Source organism: Chitinophaga filiformis, from assembly GCF_900102545.1.
Taxonomy (GTDB): Bacteria; Bacteroidota; Bacteroidia; order Chitinophagales; family Chitinophagaceae; genus Chitinophaga; species Chitinophaga filiformis.
Window position 1 is genome coordinate 725,258 of the sequence record NZ_FNBN01000002.1, and the last position, 20,507, is coordinate 745,764.

A 20,507-nucleotide genomic window follows, 5' to 3' on the forward strand; every position below is an offset into this window, starting at 1 on the left:
GACGGGCCGGCTTTGTTATGGGGGAAACGTGTCCGATGGTCCCTGGGGCGATTCCCGTGTTACCTGATCAATGTTACTGTTCCTTTCTGTAAATACAACTTATCTACAGCTCCATAATAGGCATACTCGATCATATACACAAAAACGCCATTCGGCTGCAGTTCATTTTGATAAGTACCGTCCCAGCCCTTACGGAGATCACTCGAACTAAAGATCAGATTCCCCCAGCGATTGTAAATAGACATTCTGAAAACAGCTATACCTCCTGCCCTTACCCGTAATACATCGTTTACTCCATCTTTGTTAGGCGTAAAGGCAGTAGGAACGAACAGGTATCGCCGGGTATCCACATAGATCGTTACCCTGTCTTCTTTTATACAGTTAAGACCTGTGACAGTAGTTACTACATATGTGGTTCGCTGCATGGGCTGGGCCACAGGCGACGCGCAATCCACACAGCTTAATCCTTCCACAGGCATCCAGGCATAATCCGGCGCATTGATGGCGTGCAACTGCACCTGGTCGCCGAGACTGATAGTTGTATCGTTGTTGGTGATGGTGACTGCCGGTATATCAATATCTTTCAGGTCTGCATCGCTGCTGCTCCGGCATCCATTGGCATCAGTTACCATAACATTATAATTGCCCGCTGAAAGCCCCGTCAGATGCGTGAAGGACGTTGGTACGCCGTTAACGGCGTAGGTATATGGTGCAGCGCCTCCATTGGCATTTATGGTCAATTCTCCATTCCCCCTGGTACAGGTTTCATCGACGGGTGTAATAGCCAGATCAATAGCAGTAGGAGCTGTAAGTGTTACAGTGGTACTGTCCAGGCAATAGTTGTTACGACCATAGATCTTGTAAGTGCCCGCGCCCAGATTATTGAAGGTAGTAGTCGTCTGGTATTGCTGATTATCAATCGCAAATTGAAAAGGCTGCTGTCCTGATATCACCGTCATTCGAATCGCGCCATCGGCAACCCCTTCACAACTCGGCGACTGCGGAGCCGCGGAAAAACCAATCATGTTGGTCTGATCTGTACCGATCATTGCCTGCCTTGTGATTGTACAACCCAAGTTGTCTTTTATGCCGATCGTATACGTACCTGCTATCAGCTGTGTAAAACTGTTCTGTGAACCCTTGTCTATACCATTCAGTGTATACGTGAACGGTGCAATTCCTCCACTGGGCGTCACTACAATACTTCCCGTCTTGTTCCGGCAGTCGATCATTGTTATATTGAGCGTCGCATCCAATACGGGGCTGATATTGACCACCACATCATCCGTAGCTGTACAGCTGCCGCCATTTGTGACCACCACGCTATAGGTACCACTTGAATTTACTGTAAGGGTACTACCCGTACTGTTGTCAGACCACTTGTAAGAACTGAAGCCAGGACCGGCATTCAGTAATACCGGCGAACCATTACAGGTTGTCACATCCGGCCCGAGGTCAACCACAGGCGGCGCTACCACCACGATGTTCCGGCAGGTGGTTTGCTGAGTGGAAAGCCCTTCATTCATGATCATATTGACCGTATAGGTACCCGGCTGATTGTAAACAAATGAGGGTGGAACGGCCAGTGTGGATGACGGTATGCTGCTGCTGGTACAACTGCTGAATTTCACTCTGGAAACTGTATGATTAAAAGGATTGGTTACAAATGTATAGAGATCGTCTTTTATCCTGACAAGTGAAGACAAAGAGTGCGGGTATCTGAAATTGGCGATGTTGCCATAAGAAGTTGCAGTAATATTACCTGTGATGTTACCTCCTGCAAACTCCAGTCTCAGGATGTCATCACCATCTCCATTGGCCACAAGGCCGAACACGCCACCACAATCATTTATGATGTAGATATCACGGGGCTTTTGCAGGAGCCCGCCCGGATTGCCAAGATTCGTGGCCACGGGTGTATTCAGCAATGAATTACCGAAATCAAGACGGGTAATAGTATTACCTACTCCATTGGTAATAAACACATACCAGTTCCCGTTGTAGTTGGCGGTATAAATACCTGTCGGATAGTCGAGGTTTCCCAGGTTGCCAAGGTTAACAGCTGTTGGTGGATTATTAAAGGAAGTGCCAAAGTCAAAACGAGTGATCGTATTATTATCAGAATTGACCGTCATTCCATACCAGTTAGGCAAACCGGGTACCTGGAACATGTACAGGTCTATGGGATAGGCCAGGTTACCAATGTTTCCCCAGTTTGTACAAACAGGGGTATTGGCAAGACTACTGCCAAAGTCCAGTTTTGCTAGCTCACGGTCGTTGGCCACGCCGTCACCTACTACAATAATATGCCAGCCATCAGCATCCTGTACGATCTGCAAACCTTCCGCCCGCGTCGGAAGGTTGCCCGCAAAATTTCCCAGGTTCGTCACTACAGGTGTATTCAGAAAACTGTTTCCGAAGTCTAAACGTACAAGCGACTCGGGGCTGTTGTCGGTAACAAAAGCATAGTAGTTATTACCCTCCTTTGCCATTTCAACAAACACAGGAAGGCTAAGCGTTCCCAGGTCGCCCAGATTGACGCCATCCGGAGTCTGGAACAGGTTACCGGTACAAAAATTCCAATAGAAAGTACTTCCTCCTGTGGAAGTATTGGTAAGGACAACTGGTTCACCGACACACACGGTATCCGGAGCAGTGAAACTGGCCTGCTGTGCCAGCACGGGGATATTGAATAACAAAAAAATAGCAATAGCGCCGGGCAGTACGAATGATCTCATAGATGAAGCGGGATAATCCTGAATAATGGGCAAAGGGTTTACCAGATAATAAGAAATATTCACAAAATGCGTTACTTATAGCATTGTCCCAGAAACAAGCGGCAATTTACAAAATGATTAGAATATGAAAGAATCATAATTTAACCAGAGAATATCGCTTTTCGCAGATTCCCTATCTGCCTAATAGCGATAAGGTTGTAACTTTTCCTGGAAAAATAGCGGGACAAACCGTATATTTTAACACTCAAACTAGAACATTGCGCAATTTTACCCTTTTTATCCTCGCAAGCCTCTATGTTATACCAGCCTTTGCCCAACGTAAGTGTGGTACAGAGGAAGCTATGCAGCAACTTATTGCGTCCAATCCGGCGTTACAAAAGATCCGTGAAAGAAAGGAAGAACACCTACAGGAGATGACCCGCTCCATCAAACAGTCCCGGGCACTGATGAAAACCGTCTATCCTACTGTAACGATCCCGGTGGTAGTACATATTGTACTGAGAAATCCAGCTTTGGTAACAGATGAACAGGTACAGTCACAGATAGATGCGCTCAACCGGGATTATAGCGCCAGTGCTGCAGATATCTCCAACATTCCTGCTGCCTGGAAAGGGCGCCTGGGTGACGCACAAATACAATTCTGTCTCGCACAACGTACGCCAGACGATAATCCCACCAACGGGATCGAAAGAGTGACCACTACCCGGAACTCTTTCAGTGTATCGAATTCCGCGTCTGCTGTAAAACATGTTTCCTCCGGTGGCGCCGATGCATGGGATAGCAATAATTACCTCAATATATGGGTGTGCAGCCTGTCTGACAACTACCTGGGTATTGCCACCTTCCCGGAAGGATATGCCGCCAATGAACAGGGCGTTGTAATCACCTATACAGGCTTCGGTACTACAGGCAGCGCCGTGGCGCCGTTCAATGTAGGCCGTACTACCGTACATGAAGTAGGTCACTATTTCTCCCTCCGTCATATCTGGGGCGATGAATCCGGTTGTGCGGCTGACGATGGTATTGAAGATACGCCTAAGCAGGCTAACTACACCTATAACTGTCCGCCATTCCCGCTCACAGATGCCTGCTCTGTAGATTCACCCGGCATCATGTTCAATAATTTCATGGATTATTCAGATGATGCATGTATGCTGCTCTTTACCTCCGATCAGGTGGACAGGATGCGCCTGTCACTGACTGAAGACAGGGCTTCCCTCCTCTCATCCAATGGCTGCGTGCCACTGAATCTCCTTGATAATGATGCACAGATACTGAGTGTTGTTTCTCCTTTCGGACAAATCTGTGAAAACGGTTTCACTCCTTCCGTGATACTTAAAAACCAGGGTAAGAATACACTTACTTCTGTGAAGATCAATTATATAGTGGACGATGGCGCTATTAAAACCTATAACTGGACCGGCAGTCTGACGGCGCTGAAAACAGCTACCGTACAGCTGGATGCCGGTACAGCAGAAGAGGGTGCACATATTCTTAAGGCTTATACCGTGTCTCCAAATGGTATTGCCGACGATGATGTCACTAACGATACCGCCTGGACTACCTTCCAGTATTATGCGGATGGCAGTTTCCCGTATGCACAGGGCTTTGAGGGCAGTACCTTCCCTCCAACAGGCTGGGAAATAAAGAATTATGACAACAGTTATACCTGGGAGCTCACATCCGACGCGGCCAGTGCAGGCACGAAGTCTATTGTGATGCATAACCTGGCTTACAATACCAACGACGCTATTGACGATATTCTGAGCCCGACTTTCAATCCGGCTGGCCATGATTCCGTGTTCCTGTTCTTCGATGTAGCGGCGGCTGCATTCTCCAGCACCAATAGTTCGAATGCTGTATGGGACAGCCTGCAGATCTTCACTACTTCCGATTGCGGTCAGACCCTCGACAGCCTCTATAAAAAAGGCGGTGCTTCATTCCTCACCCGTAAACAACCGGTAACTACCGAGTTTATTCCTACGGCTTCGGAATGGCGCAGGGATTCTGTGAACCTCACTCCTATCATTAAGAAAGGCCAGTTCAGGGTCGTATTCAGGAATATCAGCAATGCGGAAAACAACATTTACCTGGATAATATCAATATCGTTACGAAGAATACCCTGCCTTATCTGAAAGAGAAAGGTATTACAATAGGGCCGGTACCTGTCGTGAATCAATTATACATTAGCTTCCTGGAAGCGCCTAACGATCTGGATTACATAGCGATCTATAACACTTTAGGGCAGCTGGTCACCAAACAGGCCGGCTCCGCCATCAACAATAACAACCGTTTTATCTTTGATTTGGTAAATGAGCCAAATGGTATTTATTTTGTAAAATTAATATACAGGAATAACGTCAAGACTATTAAGATAACTAAAGTGAATTAGCGAAATGACGACCAGAAATGATCATCCTGCCGTAGCAACATTACTGCAAGATACAAGATTGGACAAAGGGTTGAAAACCATTGGAGAAAAGGTATTGTCGGCTGAAAGGCTGACGCCGGAAGAGGGATTGCTTTTATTTGAGAAAGGAGAACTGGCATACCTTGGCGCCCTGGCCAATGCGGTAAGAGTGCGTATGCATGGCGACAAGACTTATTTCAATCGTAATTTCCATATAGAGCCTACCAACGTTTGCGTTTTTACCTGCAAATTCTGCTCTTACTCCCGTTTATACAAGAACCGTGAAGAAGGTTGGGAATTAAGCATCGACCAGATGCTGGACATCGTCAAAAAGTATGATGGCCAACCAGTTACCGAAGTACATATTGTAGGTGGCGTGCATCCTAAAATGAATCTTGACTTCTTTGTGGAGCTGCTGCAAAAAATAAGGGCGCACAGACCGGATCTTCACCTGAAAGGTTTCACTGCAGTGGAGCTGGACTACATGTTCCGCAAAGCAAAGGTGTCTGTAGAAGAAGGTATGCGCATCCTGCATGATGCTGGTCTTCAGTCCATGCCAGGTGGTGGCGCTGAAATATTCCATCCTGATATCCGTGCACAGATCTGCCATGATAAAGTAGATGCAGACGGATGGCTACACATTCACAAAACAGCACACCTGCTGGGCATGCATACCAATGCAACCATGCTGTACGGTCACCTGGAGCAGTTCTGGCACCGTATTGATCATATGGAACGCCTGCGTAGCCTCCAGGACGAAACCAAAGGTTTCAATACCTTCATCCCGCTGAAGTTCCGTAATAAGGATAATGAGATGGCGCATATACCGGAGACTTCTGTTGTGGAAGACCTGAGACTGTACGCTATTGCCCGTCTTTACATGGACAACTTCCCCCATCTGAAAGCCTATTGGCCAATGCTGGGTAGAAATACAGCACAACTCACACTTTCATTCGGAGTAAATGACCTGGACGGTACCATTGATGATACCACCAAGATTTACTCAATGGCAGGTTCAGAAGAACAGACCCCGTCCATGAACACCGCGCAGCTGGCCATGCTGATCAGGCAGGCGGGCAGAAGGCCGGTAGAAAGGGATACTGTTTACAATGAGATCAAAGATTATACTGATGTTGTATTCTCAGAGGAAGAATTGATGGCCCGTTAAAAACACGTTTATGTCAGCTACCCGATGGTGGTTATTTAATGCAGGACTTTGTCTGTATGTTGCCGGATGTCACAACAACCGAAGCCAGGTCAGCAACATGCAATCTGCTGAAACAACAGCTACCATCACCACTGCTGCAGATCCGGGGCCACAGTTTAAAAAGGAAGGTATCCTGTATTTTCTTAGTAAGGTTAACAATGATACGCTCCGCCAGATCGATATAGAACTGGCTACCAATGACCAGGAAAGAGCACAGGGCCTGATGGACCGCAAATCCATGACTGATATGCAGGGTATGCTGTTTATCTTTCCTCATGCAGAGGAACAGTCCTTCTGGATGAAAAATACTTACATCTCTCTTGACATCATATACATCAACGATAAGAGGGAAATTGTATCAGTACAAAAGTATACCACTCCCCTCTCTGAAGAGAGCCTGCCATCCTTCAAAAAAGCACAGTATGTGCTGGAAGTAAATGCAGGATTCTGCGATAAATATCACATCGCATATGGTGATAAAATTGGTTATAAGGAAATCAAATAAGATAAGCATATTACTATAAAAAAATAAGACCGTTTCATACTGCATGAAACGGTCTTTATTTTTTGCCTGAATATATTATTTCGATACCTTTATGCCAGACATAGCATTTAAAGCTTGTAAATCTGCATATTGGAAAATAAACTATCTCCTCTTTTTGCAGTCTGAAATATACCATACTTCTTTTTTCTATTTATTCCTGCCGCCAACAATCATTTAAATTAAAGGTCAAGTAACAGTGTTCGTGTCATTAGGAAACTAATATTATTCACCTCTTAATCTTAACATGTGAAAACTATCCTGATTGTCGACGACGAGATCCATATTTGTACGTTGCTGACCACCATCCTTACCAAAGAAGGATACAAGGTGGATCATAGCGTCTCAGGCACCACAGCGCTCAAGATGGTGAAGGAACAAAATTATGATGTCATCTTCTGCGATTACCGTCTGAAAGATAAAGAAATAGATGGCAGTATCCTGTCGCTCAGGATCAGGGAAATGAACCCGGTCACCAGCATCATCGTGATGACAGGTTATCCGGATGTACGCATCGCCATTCAACTGATCAAACAGGGTATCTACGACTATGTCGTTAAACCACTAAATGCGGCACAGGCTATTCTGCTGGTGCAGAAGGCATTGATCCATCAGGCAGTGCTGGCAAAAGAGCAGCTGCCACCCGCCAATCCTTTAGCAGCCGCCAATTCCGTTTCTACATATGTATCCCGCAGGGGACAGCTCAGCCAGTTCGTTTATGGTATGGGCAACACTTCGAAGGAACTGCATACACAGATCAAACTGATTGCACCTACTGATTATAGTGTTATCATACTGGGAGAAACCGGTACAGGTAAAGAATCTGTGGCGCATCTGATACATAGTCAGAGCAGAAGAAAGGATAAGCCCCTGGTGGCTATTGATTGCGGCAGCCTGTCCCGTGAACTGGCCGCCAGTGAGCTGTTCGGGCATGAAAAAGGAGCTTTTACCGGTGCTGTACAGGCAAAGGTTGGCGCCTTCCAGGAAGCGCATGGCGGTACTTTATTTCTTGATGAAATAGGGAACCTGTCTTATGAAGTACAGACTGCTTTACTAAGAACCATACAGGAAAGAGTGATTCGTCCGGTAGGCAGCACCAAAGAAATACATGTGGACATCCGCATTATTGTAGCGTCTAACGAAGACCTGCAGCAGGCCGTTCTGCAGGGCAGATTCCGGGACGATCTGTATTACCGGCTGAATGAATTTACTATCAATGTACCGCCTTTACGTGAACGTAAAGAGGATCTTCCCTTGTTTGTATCTACGTTCAAACAGGTTGTTGAAGATGAGTTGGGAAGAGAATGCGGCCCGTTAGCTGACGATATACTGACTGCCTTTTCCAGTTATTCCTGGCCGGGTAATATAAGGGAACTTAAGAACGTGATGCGGCGTATCTGTCTCTTATCCACGGATAAAGATCCTATCACAACTGAATGCCTCCCGGAGGAATTGCACCCTGCTCCCAGGGAATTGGCCGTGCCGGTAATACCAGGTGAAGCAAACCTGAAAAATGTGACCAGGCAGGCGGAATACCAGAAGATCCTGGATGTACTGCAACAGGTTCGCTTCAATAAATCACAGGCCGCCAGGCTAATGAACATTGACCGTAAGACACTTTATAACAAGCTGCATACTTTGAATATACTGCTGTAAGCGGTGAACATTGAAGGCACTTTTCTACCGTCATTTCAGCTCTTCTATGGTAAATGACTTCTGCCGCCCCTTATATTGTTTTCTGACGTCCTGGATATCTTTCTCTGTTACTTTATCAGCATGATTACTCCAGGCGCTGCGAATAAAACTGAGTACTTCAGCAATGTCCTTGTCTGAGAACTCATCATTACTGCCTATGCCCGGCATATCGCCGCTTATTTCGGGTGCTTTGTATTGTTTGCCGGCTACATTTACAGGACCGGTTAATCCAAACAATACAATGGAGGCAAGGCGATGTTTATCTCCTGTTACGATCTCTGACTGATTCAGTGGTGGCGCCAGGGATTGTATACCGTCACCGTCTGCCCCGTGGCAGGTCTGACAAACGGTTTTAAACAACAAGGCCCCTCTTGGATATGTCTTCTGCAGGCTCTCATTCATGCTGGCCTTTTTGCGGTTTTCGATATCCTTCAATACTTTCTTCAGATGTTTATGCAGCACCAGGGTGCTATCGGGATTCCAGGCAGTCAGCTGTTGCAATAAGGCAGTTTCCTTACCCGCCATCCGGCTGATGATCGCATCTGCTACATATGGATCGTTCGCATATTGTTCTACCAGCTGCGTCTGCAACATGTCAACCTCCTTCTGCAGCTGTGGTGGAAAAGCAGGCAGTAATAAAGCAACATATGGCGCCAGGAAGACATTCTTTTCCATGCCCGCCAGTTCCTGTAACACTTCTTTTCCATTAGCCGCGTTAAGCACAGCCGGCAAGGCTGCCAGGCCCTGCACCTGTGCATATGGGTTTGGCTGATGCAGCATCACCATGATATCTGCCAGTTGTAAGGCGCCCAATCCTTCCAACGTCCATAAGGCGTGTATCTGACCGTTCAGGCTGTCCTTCCGGTGCAGGCGTTCCTTCAGTGCCGGCGCCAGTGAAGTATAGTGATGATCAATGATCATTTGTTGTGCCTTATCCCGTACCCAGCCATTCGGATGATCCAGTAACGCCAGTAATTTACCGGGCTCATTCTCTACCATTACCGGTACCGGTTTCTTACCGACGGGCACTATGCGATAGATGCGTCCGCAGTTCAGGGGATTAGTCAGCTGACGGCTTTTGATCTCCTTTTTAAGGTAAGGTGTCAGATAGGTTTTATGCTGGATAATTCCACGGTACATATCAACGATGTACAATGCCCCGTCAGGACCATCATACAGGCTCACCGGTCTGAAACGCTCATCTGTACTGGCCAGGAACTCATGCCCTGCATAAGCCTGTTGCCCTTTTACGATATAACCGCTGTCTTTTATGAAGTTCCTTTTAATGAGGTTGCCGGAGGGTTCAGCTACAAACACGTTATTATCATATGCCTTGCCCAGCAGACCACCTCTGTATACCAGCGGACCGCAGGCAGCAGTCATATTCCGCAGACGGAGGCTGTCATCCAGCACGCCTTTCATGTATCCCCTGTTCACACCGGTAGTAGCCCTGGAGGGATATACACGGGTATCGGGAACAATCTTCTCGTCGTAACCCGATACATTCTTCTGTTGCTGATTATGAGCGCCCAATCCGGCCGGGAAGTAATCTCCCAGTACATTTTCAGAATTGTTATTATAAAAGAGACGACCGTAGTTATCTTGTGTAATACCCCATTGGCCGCGGAAATGTGTATCTTCTTTCAGCCATTTATCGCCCACCTTACGGTAGCGCTTATCTGATTTGGCGTTGTAGATCCAGTTGTCCATGGCTCTGAGCAAGCCGTTGGGCTGGTGCTCAACATTACCTCCTTCAGTGTATTTATCATCTACCAGCGTACGTTTGCCGGGCTTGTCATTGTTGATCTGCACAAACCACAACTTAGGCGGTTCTGCAATCAGGATACCATTCTCCACGAGACAAATAGCTCTTGGTAGTACAAGCGAGTCCAGGAATACTTCGCGTTTATCCGCCACGCCGTCATGGTCTGTATCTTCCAGGATGACGATTTTTCCGTTTGGGACGTCTTCTCCTGTACCAACGGTATCAGGCATATACCCGGTCATCTCCACCACCCACATACGTCCTTTTTCATCAAATGTCATAGCAACCGGTACCGTTACCAATGGTTCTGCCGCTACCAGCTGCACTTCCAGGCCCTTCTCTACTTCCATATGCGAAATAGCCGTCTTTGCATCCAGTACAGAAGAAACGGCGTATTTCTCACGAATAGCCAATGAGTCTGATGCTTTTGATGATTTCGTGCTGTCGCCATTGTTACATGCTGCCAGCCAAAAGCCGATCCCTAAAAGATAAAACCTGCAACGCATTCTTGTAAATCGATTGTTAAGCTCAAAATATAAATTAAATTAGGAATTTGGAATTATCTTCGTTTTTTATATCATTTTAACGCGCTTATGGGACGTTTCCAAGGAATCTTCGGGATTATCCTCATCCTGGGACTGGCTTACCTGGTTTCCAACAACAGAAAAAAGATCAACATCCGACTGGTAATCAGCGGAATAGGACTGCAGATATTAATCGCTTTACTCATTTTTAAAGTAGGGTTTGTTTTCCGGTTCTTCCAGGGTATTGGCAAGGCCATGGGCAAACTGGAAGATTTCGCCCGTCAGGGTGCTGCATTTGTGTATGGTGGTATTGCGGTAGAAAAATCGCCGGGCACAATCAGTAACTATCTGACCGGCGGATTCGTATTTGCATTTAATATTACGGCAGCGATCATATTGGTGTGCTCACTTGTGGCTATTCTATATCACTTTGGCGTTATGCAGCGCATTGTAGCAGTAATAGCCCGGGCGATGAACTTCGTTATGCGGGTGAGCGGTGCAGAAGCATTGAGTAATGTGGCCAGTGCCTTTGTAGGCCAGATCGAGGCGCAGGTAATGATCCGTCCTTATCTGCCGTATATGACAAAGAGTGAGCTGCTGGCATCTATGAGCGGAAGCCTTGCCTGTATAGCCGGGGGGATCCTGGTGGTATATTCCAATATGGGTAAAGCGGCAGGTATGGATATCGCTCCTATGCTCATTACGGCCAGCCTGATGGCAGCACCGGGTGCACTGGTGATCTCCAAGATCGTTTTTCCTGAAACAGAAGAATCACAGACCATGGGTAAGGTGAAACTGGAAGTAAAAAGCCAGTATGTGAATGTGATTGATGCGATCACCCACGGGGCCGGCGATGGTTTTAAGATAGCCATGAACGTGATCGCTATGATCATCGGGTTTGTGGCTTTGATCGCTTTCCTGGACTGGGGACTGCTGAAGATAGGTCAGCTGCTGCACCTGGACTTTGCGCTGAGCTTAAATTGGATCTTCGGTAAACTCTTCTATCCTGTTGCCTGGGCAATGGGGGTACCTGACCAGGATGTAAACAGTGTGGCTACACTGCTGGGACAAAAACTCAGCATCAATGAATTTATCGCATTCAAGAACCTTACAGATAAGGCAGTACCTGTAATAACAGACAAGGGATTACTGATCGTGAGTATCGCGATCTGTGGTTTTGCTAACTTCAGTAGTGTGGGTATGCAGATAGGTGGTATCGGTGTGCTGGCACCAGAAAGGCGTAGCGATCTGGCCAGCCTGGGTTTAAAAGCGCTCTTCTGCGGAACGCTGGCATCTTATTTATCAGCTACCATTGCAGGAATACTGATTTAAGTAGGTACAAACAAATACTAACAAAATCCGCCTTATCATCTTCCGGTATCCGGGTTGATGATAAGGCGGAGCTCTTTTATAGTATCAATCAGAAACCTAATCTCTTTATCAGGTCAGCCAGTACTGCATCCCAGCTATCCAGCTGTCCTTCTTCAGTTCTCACCTCTTTCATTTCGGAGGCAGTCCTGATCTTTTCAACAACATTAGCAGCCAGTTTACGGAGTGCTGGTGTTGCCAGCAGCTGCAGTGAATCCAGGTTATCCAGCGGATCTTCCGGAAAATCTTCACTGGCCTTACCAGATAGTGCGGCAACCACTTCTGCAGCAGCCAAGGCGTCTTCGCATTCGGATGTATCCAGTACGCCATCCTTGTTAAGAGTGAACTGCAATGTGTCGGCTACCATGCCGCCATCTTTGTTGTCCATCATTTCAAATACCCAGTCTTGCGAGCCATCATTTTCGAAGTTTCTGGTACCCCATGTGCCCATGATATGTAGTTTTTTTGGTTTGCTTTTATTGATGATTAACTTAATTAAGGCTCCTGAAATCCACAGGTACCAGCTTACTCACACCCGGTTCCTGCATGGTAACCCCGTAGATCACATCCACAGCCGCCATTGTCTGCTTATTGTGCGTAACAATAATGAACTGCGAATTGTCAGAGAACTTACGGATCATATTGGTGAATTTACCTACGTTGGCATCATCCAGCGGCGCATCCACCTCATCGAGGATACAGAATGGCGCTGGTTTGATCAGGTAAATGGCAAACAGCAAAGCTGTCGCTGTCAGTGTCTTTTCACCCCCACTCAGCTGTGTAATAGCTGCCGGACGCTTACCCTTTGGTTTGGCAATAATTTCGATACCAGTATCTGCCAGGTTTTCAGGATCGTTCAGAATCATATCACACTGATCTTCTTCAGTGAACAATGCCTTAAATACACGTACGAAGTTTTCCTTCACCTGGTTGAATGTATCCAGGAATTTCTGGTTAGCCGTTGCCTCCACTTCCTGGATCGTAGCCATCAGAGATTCCTTGGCGGTTACCAGGTCATTCTTCTGCTCCAGTATAAACTCATAACGTTTCTTCATTTCCTGATAGGCTTCGATAGCTGTAGGGTTGATCTCCCCCATGTTTTCAAGGCGCTTCTTCAGTCGCTCGGCACTTCCCTGCAATTCATCCACAGGCAATGTAGAACTACGCTGTTCATCAATGATCTCATCCAGGTTCACTTTGAACTCTACACTCAGCCTTTCCTTCATGGATGCCAGCTGCAACTTCAGTTCATTCACCTTGTCTTTGATCACCGTCAGCGACTGTTCCAGCTGCTCTTTGGCACGCTGGCGTGCACGCAGACTGCTTTCTTTTTCCTGCAGCTGGTTACGGAAGTTGTAGTATTCCTGGTCCTTTTCATTCAGGTCTTTCTCTTCTTCTTCTTTACGGCGGAACAGGTCTATCAATCCGTCTTCTGCTGCGCCCAGCTTGTCTTCTGCAGCGGCAATATTTGCGACTGCATCTTCCAGCTGTGCTTTATTACTGGTGATCTGCGCATGCAGATCTGTTAATTGTTTGCGTTTGAATTCCAGTTCCTGCTTCAGGGCCTGCACCTTACTTTGCTGACGCGTATGCTGCAGGTTCTGGTTGTTGAACTGTACGTTAGCCTGATTGAACTGCTGCTCTGCTTCTGTAGCTGCTCTTTCCGCTGCTACAATGCTATCATGCAATGCATGCACCTTATCGTTCAGGTCTTCCAGTTCTTCCTTCACTCCGGAAATGCTCTCCTGGTTGGCCGCCAGAGAATCCTGCATTTCGAGCAGGCGCTTGTCGCTGGATTCTACCAGGTGACGGAAGTTCTCAATACGGTTCTGCAATCCGAACACCTGGTTATTCAACTGGTTGATCTTCTCACGGGCGGCATTGATATTATTCTCATTCAACTGGCTGTTGTATCCCAATACCTGGTTGTGTTTATCCTGGATCTGCTGACGCAGGCTAGCCACTACTTCTTCCAGCGCCTTGATCTCTTCATCCAGTTTTTCCAGGTTCTTGGCACGTCCAAGTTTCTTTCCTTCGAACAGCCCTACGGAACCACCACTGAAACTGTACCTGCCACGGTTCATTCTACCGCTCTTTTCTATCACCAGGATATCCTGGTCTGCCAGCTGACTGAATTCCAGGTTGCTGATATCGTCGGTGATAAATACTTTCCCCAGCAGATAGTTACCCAGTCCTTTGTAACGCTCTTCCAGTTCTACTACCTGCAGGGCAGGAATAGCGCCCGGAGGAGTGAACAGGCTTCCACCCTGTTGGTGGAACTGGTCCAGAATAAAAAAGTTTGCCTTACCTTTCTTGTTATCATCCAGTAAGCGGATGGCCTGCACTGCCTCTGCTGCATTATTTACAACATAGTAGTTAAGATAAGGTTCAAGCAGATTCTCCACGCAGGTGCGGTATTCTTCTTTACAGAAGAAAATGTCACTCAGGATAGGCGCATTATTATTCCAGTCTGTATTCTTTTTGAGGAACTTGATACTTTCAGGATAACCTTCCAGGCTATCCACGAGGGATTTCAACAGGTCATATTCATTCTTCTTCTGGTCCAGCGTACGGTTCTCATCTACCAGTTTATCGCGCAGACCTTCTATTTCGCCCTGGGTGGCCAGGATCTTTCCTTTGGTCTCTTCCTGAAAAGCGATCATATCTTCCAGGTCTGCTTTCTGGTCCTGCAGCGTTTCCTGGAGCCCGACTTTCTCTTCTTCCAGTTGCGTGATCTGCAGCTGACGACCGGCCTTTTCATCCTGTAACTGCTGTATACTGCGTTGCAGGTTCTGTACGGAGGTATCGGCTACTGCCACTTTCTTTTCCGCTTCGAACTGCTGCCGTTGCCATTGTTGCTGATCGCGGCGCAGGGTTTCAAGCGACAGCTTTTTCTGGTTGAAGGCTTCCTTCTTCTCATCCATCATCTCCTGCAATCCTTCCAGCTGATCCTGTAGGGACTCAAATGCTTCCTGCTCTTCTTCTACCTGTGTCTCGGTGAAGGCGATGGAATCTGTCAGGCCCTGCAACTGTCCTTCTGCATTGCTGAGGAAGTGACTGATGTTGCGCTCCCGCTCTTTCAGGTAGGTGAGCTGCTGGCTGGCCAGGTTTTTATCGTTTTCCTTGGTACGGATGGTCGATACCAGTTCATTAAAAGATTTCTGCAATACCTGCAGTTCTCTTTCCTTCGCTACGAAATGCAGTTTATCTTCCTCCACGCTGGCCTCTTCAGATGCAATCTCTGTTTCCAGGGCCATTTTCTTATCACTTTCCGCCTGTTGTTCATCTGTCAGCTCTTTAAAAGTGACATTGAATCCTTCCAGGGCGGCTTTCGCCAGTTCTATACTGATCTCGCGATATTCTTTTTTGATCTCGTAAAAGCGTTCAGCCTTACGTGCCTGGGCTTCTACGGTCTTCAGGTTGTTATTGATCTCAAACAGCAGGTCCTCAATACGGTTCAGGTCACCCTCCGTAGCATCCAGCTTGGATTTGGCTTCCTTTTTACGCGTTTTATAGATGGAGATACCGGCAGCCTGTTCCAGCATGCGGCGGCGGCTGTTCTCTTTATCCTTGATGATATCGTCCACCATACCCAGCTCAATAATGGCGTAGGAGTCAGTACTCACACCGGTATCCATAAACAGGTTATGGATATCTTTCAGACGACAGGCCACATCGTTCAGACGGTACTCGCTATCGCCGTTCTTGTAAAACTTGCGGGTAATGGTAACGGTGGTGAATTCGGTTGGCAATACATTGCGGGTGTTCTCGAACGTGAGGCTCACTTCAGCCATACCGCTGGCTGAGCGTGTTTTGGAGCCATTAAACACCAGTCCTGACTGATTCTCCGAACGCAGGTTACTGATCTTATGCTCGCCGATCACCCAGCGGATAGAGTCTATGATATTACTTTTGCCACAGCCGTTGGGGCCAATAACCCCTGTTACCCCCTCATCGAAGTGTAATACGGTTTTGTCAGCAAAACTTTTGAAGCCTTTGATTTCTAATGTCTTTAAACGCACAATTGCTTTGCTTTGTTTTTTTAAGCCGTCAAAGATAACTATGATTTCTCTGATTTATGACCAGGATTTACCTAATCATACTATAATAATGCATTTTTACCAGACCATTTATCTCCTTTTTCTGATAATCAGTATCTTAATCCTAACCTGTTATCTTTATTTTTCCAAAGAAAACAGTAATTTATCAGACAACCATGTCCCGGTTAGAATTTAATTATACACAGTTGTGTATAAATTGCAGTGAAATGATGGATCAGCGGGCTGCAACCGTAGCATATATTTAACCGACATACCGTGAACAGCAAATTGCCGTGCGCATAGACTAGCATTCTTTTTGCTTATCAGCGATTTAAATAACTTTGCATATATTAAATTTTTCAGATGCGGCATTGGGTTCAGGAAGTCAGGAATTTCATTTACAGTTATCATTTCAGCACCGGATTACGTACTACCATTAGTGTGGTAGTTCCCTCGGTAGTATTCTCCCTGATGGGCGACCTGCCCATGGGCATTGAGCTCTCCCTCGGTGCACTGGCTACCGCGCTGTCAGACGTTCCCGGTACTGCGCTTCATAAGCGGAATGGTATCCTGACCGCCATTGCTTTCATCTTCTTCACAGCTGTAGGCACCAGTATGGTCGCGCCTTATCCGCTTCTCATGACAGGCTGGATCCTCGCCTGTTGCTTTGCTAACGGTATGCTGCTGGTATATGGCAACCGCGGAGGTAACATTGGTATCGCCTGTTTACTCGTGATGGTATCCATACTCGGAGAAACGCCTGTCGGTCCCGCCCAGGCCATCATTCATAGCCTGCTTATTCTGGCAGGAAGTGTCTGGTACGGATTCCTGGCCCTCCTGCTCTGGCAGATCCGTCCTTACCTGAGCGTACAGCAGATGCTGTCTGAATGTATCGTGGAAACCGCCCGTTACCTGGAAGAACGAGCAGGATTTTACGATAAGGGAGCAGATAAAAATCTGGACGAGATCTATAAATCAGTACTGGCCCAGCAGGTGGTGGTGAGTGAAAAACAGGAAGCCGTTCGTGAACTATTGCTCAAACGCCGATCCTCACAACAGGGGTCTACGAGTATCAATAAAAGTATGGTGCTCATTTTCCTGGATATTGTAGATCTCCAGGAACAGATCATGGCTTCACAGACGGATTACCAGGGCCTGCATAAGGATTTCGGGGAAATGGATATCCTGGAAAAATTCCATGCCCTTATCCTTCAGTTTGTATCTGAATTACAGGTGATCGGGACTGCTGTAGCAGCGGGACAACGTTCCCTGCCCAAAGCCAATCTCCGGCGCGAAATAGAGAAAGTACAGCATGCCATTGCGGAAATCCGCAGAACCTTGCCAACGTTCCAGGAACGTACCCGGCTTATTGCCCTCACCAATATCCTGCATAATCTCCAGGATATGACACAGCGCATTTACAATCTGCACCGGCTCACCAGGCTGGAAAGGGTAAAAGATGAGGTCATTGACCCACGTATACAGTTGTCCAGTTTCACTACGCGTAACCGCTATGACCTGGAAACGCTAACGAACAACCTGACCTTCCGTTCACACATTTTCCGGCATGCCCTGCGCGTGAGTATTGCGGCAGTAACCGGCTATCTGCTTGGACAGGTGTTTCACCTCGACAGGGTGTACTGGGTACTGCTGACTATCGTCGTCATCCTGAAACCGGGCTTTGGCATCAGTAAAACGCGGAGCTTTCAACGTATTATCGGAACTATTACCGGAGCATTATTTGCCGCCGGCGTATTGTTCCTGACCAATAATCCCACCCTCATCTTTATCCTGATGCTGATCTGTATCCTGGGCGCCTATAGTTTTATGACGCAGCAGTATACGATTAGCGTATTTTTCACCACACCATTTGTCATTTTCCTCCTGCACTTCCTGCATCCTGCACACCTGCAGAATGCGGAGCTCCGCGTGCTGGATACCTTTATAGGCGTAACTATCGCCTTCCTTGCCAGCCTCCTGTTGTGGCCAAGCTGGGAACACAATTACGTGCCGAGTTATATGACCAAAATGGCGCAGGACAATGCCCGTTATTTTGACCAGGTTATGAGGCTGTATACCGGGAAGGAATTTGTGATGAATGATTATAAACTGGCAAGAAAGGATACCAATGTAAGTGCGGCCAACCTGATGTCGGCCTTTCAGCGGATGTTGTCTGAACCTAAAAGTAAACAGCTACATGGCTCGGAGGTTTACCATTTCGTGGTATTGAGCCATTCTATCATGTCGCATATAGCGGCGCTGGCTAACTATGGCCTGCTGCACGGCGTTCATTTCCCCAAGCCGGAATATAAACTGATCAACCAGTACATGTGCCAGCACTTTGATTGTATCAGCAAACTGCTGGAAGACCCAACGTATAAATCTGCCCAGCTGCCTGCCAGCATTGAAGCTTTTGAGACACTGGAAGTGGAACTGGAAAGCCTTTACCAGCGTAGACAGGAAGAGATCAACCAGGGCAAGGGCGAAACACCTGTGCGTGAAGAAATGCTGGAAACGAAGATGGTTCGCGACCAGCTGCACGCTATGTTCTCATTGCTGAAAGATATGAAGAAGACGATCGATAAGACTATTGCTGATAAATAATCCCAAACTGGTCGCTCAGCGGATCTATATGTTCCAGTATTACGTCAAAGAATGCCGGTCCCTGATGCACATACCAGGGCATAAAGTTCTCCTTCCTTTCCTGTAAAGAATTGGCTGGGAACAATCTTGCCTTCAGGTTGCGGATCTGCTCCGTTTGCCAGCCGAATTTCTTCTTTTCAGCCTTCAGGAACTTGTGCTCCAGCTTTCCGATAGATTTCACGGCACGGGTACGCTCTGCTGCTACAGAAGCCTCCAGCGTTATATCAATTTCCCTTGCTTTCAATACCAGATCGTCAAACAATTTCTCCACCGCTGCATACTCGTCTTTTAACACCAGTGAAGCATTTGTATGCTCCTGCACAAAGCGGTTCACCAACTCCTCCGTATCTTCGAAAAGATCAGTGATAGTCAGTCCGAGCTTCCGCAGGCGCTCCTGTGAGAAACCATCTGTGAGCAGGAAGGAATTACGCAATATCAGGGCAGGGTATGGCACCCTGTAATAAGCAAACAACTGTTTCAATTCCAGCCAGTAAGCAATCTCACCGCCACCGCCAATGAAAGCGATGTTCGGCAGGATGGTTTCCTGCAGCATACCACGCAATATCACATTAGGGCTGAATCTTTCAGGATGTTCCTCCAGTTCCTTCTCCAGGCTGGCAGCGGTAAATTCCACCGGCAGGTGTAATACCTTCCAGGTATCTCCCACCTGTACAATCCGTTCCCGGGATGTCTCTGTCAGGTAGAACAGGTTAATCTCCCGGGGATTGGCCTGTACTTTATGATGTTTAGAGAGTTGTTCAATTGTTTCATTGACGATCCTGAAAGAATGCTGGTTAAACAGCTCGTCCTTCATAACAGGCACGAACAGTTTTTTCAGCTTCGGATTATCCGGTACCAGTACCACCAGACCATAACGGCCAAACAATTCGTTGACCAGGTAAAGCGTAGCTTCCTGAATATTTGAGTGACCGAGATAAGCCTTCTTTAACAGCTCAATCAGTTCTTCAGAATGAGCCCCATACCCAAGCGCATCCTTCACTTTTACAATCAGTTCCTCAAAACCGTCCGGCTGCATACGTCCCACGGCACCCTGCTGGTCAGTTGGCCAGGTGATGGTTTTGCCGTCGATGTATACATGTCCCAGTTCATCCAGGTCGGCATCTTCGCTCCCCATGTAGTATACAGGCACGAAATTATACTGCGGATATTGCGACCTGAGCTGATCAGCTAACTTAATGGTTTGCAATATCTTGTAGACGAAGTATAAATAACCGGTGAAGATGTTTGGCTGGTGAGCCGTGGTGACGGTGAAGGTCTGCTGGTCCAGCAGGCTGTTAATATTGTGGCGGACACTCTCAGTAATGTCCAGTCCCTGGTATTGTTCCTGCAGTGCAGCTACCAGGACATCCCGCTGTTGTGAGAAAAGCTTTTTCTCCCGTATAACTACCTCAAAATCAGGATGTACTGGAGAATATTTATAAAAAGGTCGGAGATTAGGATGCTCGGCCAGAAAATCTATTACCAATTGATTGAAATACCCGGTTTTACCATACGGGATATGACTTACAGGTTGCTCCATACGCTAAGCGCTGATTCTTTTGATGCACGAAGGTA

Annotated in this window: 11 protein-coding genes; 6 read left to right on the forward strand and 5 right to left on the reverse strand. The window is 47.0% G+C overall.

Going from position 1 to position 20,507, the window contains the following annotated elements; genetic code table 11:
- Positions 1–59: 59 nt before the first annotated feature.
- Positions 60–2,738: a T9SS type B sorting domain-containing protein gene (locus BLR32_RS09440; protein WP_089830967.1), complete on the reverse strand. Its 2,679-nt coding sequence runs from the start codon at positions 2,736–2,738 to the stop codon at positions 60–62.
- Positions 2,739–2,995: 257 nt separating this feature from the next.
- Here BLR32_RS09440 and BLR32_RS09445 point away from each other — a divergent pair, with 257 nt between their 5' ends.
- The 4 genes from BLR32_RS09445 to BLR32_RS09460 all read left to right on the forward strand — a co-directional run bounded on the left by BLR32_RS09445 (position 2,996) and on the right by BLR32_RS09460 (position 8,553).
- Positions 2,996–5,131 carry a M43 family zinc metalloprotease gene (locus tag BLR32_RS09445; RefSeq protein WP_143011413.1) on the forward strand — a complete coding sequence of 712 codons (2,136 nt, stop codon included), beginning with the start codon at positions 2,996–2,998 and terminating at the stop codon, positions 5,129–5,131.
- A 4-nt stretch (positions 5,132–5,135) separates the two neighbouring features.
- Positions 5,136–6,317 (forward strand): aminofutalosine synthase MqnE, encoded by a 1,182-nt coding sequence (gene mqnE, locus BLR32_RS09450; RefSeq protein WP_089830971.1) that lies wholly within the window; start codon positions 5,136–5,138, stop codon positions 6,315–6,317.
- Positions 6,318–6,327: 10 nt separating this feature from the next.
- The gene (locus BLR32_RS09455; protein ID WP_089830973.1) at positions 6,328–6,861 is read left to right on the forward strand and encodes a DUF192 domain-containing protein; all 534 of its coding nucleotides are present in this window, start codon (positions 6,328–6,330) and stop codon (positions 6,859–6,861) included.
- Positions 6,862–7,146: 285 nt separating this feature from the next.
- Positions 7,147–8,553, forward strand: coding sequence for a sigma-54-dependent transcriptional regulator (locus tag BLR32_RS09460; RefSeq protein ID WP_089830975.1), 1,407 nt, complete (start codon positions 7,147–7,149; stop codon positions 8,551–8,553).
- 30 nt (positions 8,554–8,583) lie between these two features.
- Here the strand turns inward: BLR32_RS09460 and BLR32_RS09465 are convergent, their stop codons facing one another.
- A complete protein-coding gene (locus BLR32_RS09465) occupies positions 8,584–10,863 on the reverse strand; it encodes a DUF7133 domain-containing protein (protein ID WP_089830977.1) in 2,280 nt (759 codons plus the stop codon).
- Positions 10,864–10,950: 87 nt separating this feature from the next.
- Between BLR32_RS09465 and BLR32_RS09470 the strand changes: the two genes are divergently transcribed.
- Positions 10,951–12,213 (forward strand): NupC/NupG family nucleoside CNT transporter, encoded by a 1,263-nt coding sequence (locus BLR32_RS09470; protein WP_089830979.1) that lies wholly within the window; start codon positions 10,951–10,953, stop codon positions 12,211–12,213.
- 88 nt (positions 12,214–12,301) lie between these two features.
- On the opposite strand, the gene BLR32_RS09475 is transcribed toward BLR32_RS09470, so the two are convergent.
- Both BLR32_RS09475 and smc read right to left on the reverse strand, forming a co-directional pair.
- Positions 12,302–12,700, reverse strand: a complete 399-nt coding sequence (locus BLR32_RS09475) for a DUF4259 domain-containing protein (RefSeq protein WP_089830981.1) — start codon at positions 12,698–12,700, stop codon at positions 12,302–12,304.
- 40 nt (positions 12,701–12,740) lie between these two features.
- Positions 12,741–16,271: a chromosome segregation protein SMC gene (gene smc / locus BLR32_RS09480; protein WP_089830983.1), complete on the reverse strand. Its 3,531-nt coding sequence runs from the start codon at positions 16,269–16,271 to the stop codon at positions 12,741–12,743.
- A 381-nt stretch (positions 16,272–16,652) separates the two neighbouring features.
- On the opposite strand from smc, the gene BLR32_RS09485 reads away from it, so the two are divergent.
- Positions 16,653–18,893, forward strand: coding sequence for an FUSC family protein (locus tag BLR32_RS09485; protein ID WP_089830984.1), 2,241 nt, complete (start codon positions 16,653–16,655; stop codon positions 18,891–18,893).
- On the opposite strand, the gene bshC is transcribed toward BLR32_RS09485, so the two are convergent.
- Positions 18,877–20,472: a bacillithiol biosynthesis cysteine-adding enzyme BshC gene (gene bshC, locus BLR32_RS09490; RefSeq protein ID WP_089830986.1), complete on the reverse strand. Its 1,596-nt coding sequence runs from the start codon at positions 20,470–20,472 to the stop codon at positions 18,877–18,879. The two genes, BLR32_RS09485 and bshC, sit on opposite strands and share 17 nt — an antisense overlap.
- Positions 20,473–20,507: the final 35 nt, after the last annotated feature.

Coding starts and splice junctions, on each gene's coding strand:
- BLR32_RS09440 (WP_089830967.1), bottom strand. CDS start 2,738: ATGAGATCATTCGTACTGCCCGGCGCTATTGCTATTTTTTTGTTATTC.
- mqnE (WP_089830971.1), top strand. CDS start 5,136: ATGACGACCAGAAATGATCATCCTGCCGTAGCAACATTACTGCAAGAT.
- BLR32_RS09455 (WP_089830973.1), top strand. CDS start 6,328: ATGTCAGCTACCCGATGGTGGTTATTTAATGCAGGACTTTGTCTGTAT.
- BLR32_RS09465 (WP_089830977.1), bottom strand. CDS start 10,863: ATGCGTTGCAGGTTTTATCTTTTAGGGATCGGCTTTTGGCTGGCAGCA.
- BLR32_RS09470 (WP_089830979.1), top strand. CDS start 10,951: ATGGGACGTTTCCAAGGAATCTTCGGGATTATCCTCATCCTGGGACTG.
- BLR32_RS09475 (WP_089830981.1), bottom strand. CDS start 12,700: ATGGGCACATGGGGTACCAGAAACTTCGAAAATGATGGCTCGCAAGAC.
- BLR32_RS09485 (WP_089830984.1), top strand. CDS start 16,653: ATGCGGCATTGGGTTCAGGAAGTCAGGAATTTCATTTACAGTTATCAT.
- bshC (WP_089830986.1), bottom strand. CDS start 20,472: ATGGAGCAACCTGTAAGTCATATCCCGTATGGTAAAACCGGGTATTTC.